This is a genomic window from Treponema endosymbiont of Eucomonympha sp., from assembly GCF_001028545.1.
In genome coordinates, this window is record NZ_BBPW01000103.1 from 1 (window position 1) to 2,491 (window position 2,491).

Sequence of the window (2,491 nt, forward strand, 5' to 3'; positions counted from 1 at the left end):
GTAAGATTCACTAAAGCCAGCATATTTCTTTAAGATATATGTCTGACCATAATAGTCATTTGTTTCATACAGCTCATTGGTAATTAAGTACGGTATATTATAGGACAATAATTTTAAATTTGTTAATGGAGCTTTATTGAGTCTATAAAATAACTTCCAATGGTACATTTTCCAGAAACAACGAAACACTTTTCTTAAAACTCTTATAATATTTCTAAGAACAGTCGTTAAGCCACTATGCTTTTTTATAAGATATTTTATTTCTTGAACGATTTCCATGTTTTCTTTATCCTTAAATATAATTTTACCGCATCAGCTTTCATATCAAAGTTTATCCCGATAAACAGGATACATACAAATCCAAGCGATGAATACCGTAACCAAGCGGTTTGAATATGTAATAGTATAAAAATGGTTCCAACTCCCATTACTAACATCAATAAATACCGTTTAATATTCTGAATCTTTACATATTTCCAGCCATACAGAACCCGTGATACGGCCATGACCGCAAATGATATAGGTACCGATACCGCCGCTCCCATGATACCAAATCTTGGAATTAAGATAAAATTACCCAGTATAGATGCTCCCGCCCCCCATACACTGGAATAAAAAAAATATTTCCCTTCCCGGGTTGCCGAAAAATTACTGCCAGCAAATCCTGATATACTGGAGAAAAGCACCCCCAATGTCAACACCGGTACATACCGCCAAGCTTCGTAAAAGATACTCGTGGTAAATATACTCACTATTAATTTGCTGCTGATGGCAATGACAAAAAACAGAAGTATCAATCCCGTTACCACCGCACGAAACATTTTGTTAAAAAACAGCGCATATCCCTCTTTGCCAAATTCTTCCAATACGGAAATCTGCCAGGATACGGCAAACATGGAAAAGACCATAGAGAGTATTCCGGGGAACTTTTGCGCGACCCCAAAAATACCCACGGCATGCAGGCCAAGCTGGTTTTCCATCAATGGCCGGTTTAACGCCCCGACGAGCCACCACATAATACCATTGGGTATAAGCGGAATAGAAAATTTTAGCATCTCCAGACAGAGGGTCTTCCTGACAGAACGAATTGCCAGGTATTGAAAGGCGCCTGAACAGAAAAACGAATACGCCGCCGCCGTTATATTCGCCAAAATCAACGCACTAACGTAGCCAAATACCCCCCATCGCGGAATGATAACAAACGAAAACACCGCAGTACTTACCGTTAGGATTATCCCGGTAGTACTATATACCTTTATTTTGTCTATACTGCGGACAAATTGCTGTATGTACTGCTGGAGAAAACTCGTTACCAATAATCCATAAATAAACCAGATATTACTGGTAAAACTGTTTGACAGATGTTTGTATGAAAAGACGCCGCCGGCTATCTTAAACAGTACGGCGGTTATTCCCAGCGAAATAAACGCAAAACACAAACCCGACGAAAAATAGTTCTTCTGTTTCTCATACGATTGGTCTTTGGGAAAGATAAAAACCGCTTCCGCGATACACGCTGTGGTTAATCCCAGCAATAGGCTTACATAAACACTGATTATATCCGTTGTGCCATAATCTTCCACTGACAGCCATCTGGTATAAAAAGGAAGCATCAGCAAGCCTATTAGCTTCGCCCCCGCGTTCCCGACAAATACTAATGCCGTATTTTTTCCAAGACGAGTATATTTGCTCACAATTCTCTAACTGGAAATAAATTATTCAGGGCATTATTCCATAATCCTCTATCTTTTAAAAGAATTTCTACAAATGCCCGCACAACCCCTTCCCCGCCCTTTTGGAGAAGCACAAAATCGTCTACCTTATTCTCTATGTTCATTTAAAACCCAGTACTGTGTTTTTTTCCTAACCGGGTATATTTATTCACAAATCGCTACGTTTTGAGATAATGTATCTGACTTTATCCAAATCTTTTTCTGTGTCAACAGAAATTGTTTTTGCTTCAATGTCAACGAATCTCATAATAAGATGATTTTCGATAAATCTGATTGAATCGCAATCTTCGATACTCTCTATTATTCCTCTTGGAGTTTCGGCAAAAAATTGTAACGCTTTACGGGTCAATAAAGTTATTCCTACGAACTTTTTATATACAAATTCCAAACTCGCTTTTGGATATGGGATAGGGCTTCTCGACAAATAAATGCATTCATTTTTATCATTGGTTATCGCTTTAATATTGGTAAAATCAATGACATCTACCGGATCATTTATTACAGTCATTGCATTAACTATTTCGTATACAGGGTTATCAATATATATTTGTATAATCCTGCTGATGCTTTCCGGTTTAATCAGTGGCTCATCACCGTTTATGGAAACAAAGGCGTCTCCGCTCATTAAAGTAGATACTTCATGGATCCGATTTAATGATGTCGGATGTTGATTTGACGTCATTATATAATTCATTCCATTTTCTTTACAAACATTTGCAATCCTATCATCATCTGTTGCAACAACTACCGTATCAAAT

At 37.7% G+C, this 2,491-nt stretch carries 4 protein-coding genes; all 4 read right to left on the reverse strand.

Annotation, left to right across the window (positions count from 1 at the left end):
- Positions 1-279 (reverse strand): hypothetical protein (locus tag AWU74_RS12680; protein ID WP_238580173.1); only part of this gene is annotated, 279 nt, incomplete at its 3' end.
- Positions 258-1,694: a lipopolysaccharide biosynthesis protein gene (locus AWU74_RS04910; RefSeq protein ID WP_062328207.1), complete on the reverse strand. Its 1,437-nt coding sequence runs from the start codon at positions 1,692-1,694 to the stop codon at positions 258-260. The genes AWU74_RS12680 and AWU74_RS04910, both read right to left, overlap by 22 nt.
- On the reverse strand, positions 1,691-1,837 hold the full coding sequence (locus AWU74_RS11610) for a hypothetical protein (RefSeq protein ID WP_187150850.1): 147 nt from the start codon (positions 1,835-1,837) through the stop codon (positions 1,691-1,693). The genes AWU74_RS04910 and AWU74_RS11610 overlap by 4 nt, the downstream gene beginning before the upstream one ends.
- Before the next feature lie 44 nt (positions 1,838-1,881).
- A partial coding sequence (locus AWU74_RS04915) for a cytidylyltransferase domain-containing protein (RefSeq protein ID WP_062328209.1) occupies positions 1,882-2,491 on the reverse strand: 610 nt, incomplete at its 5' end.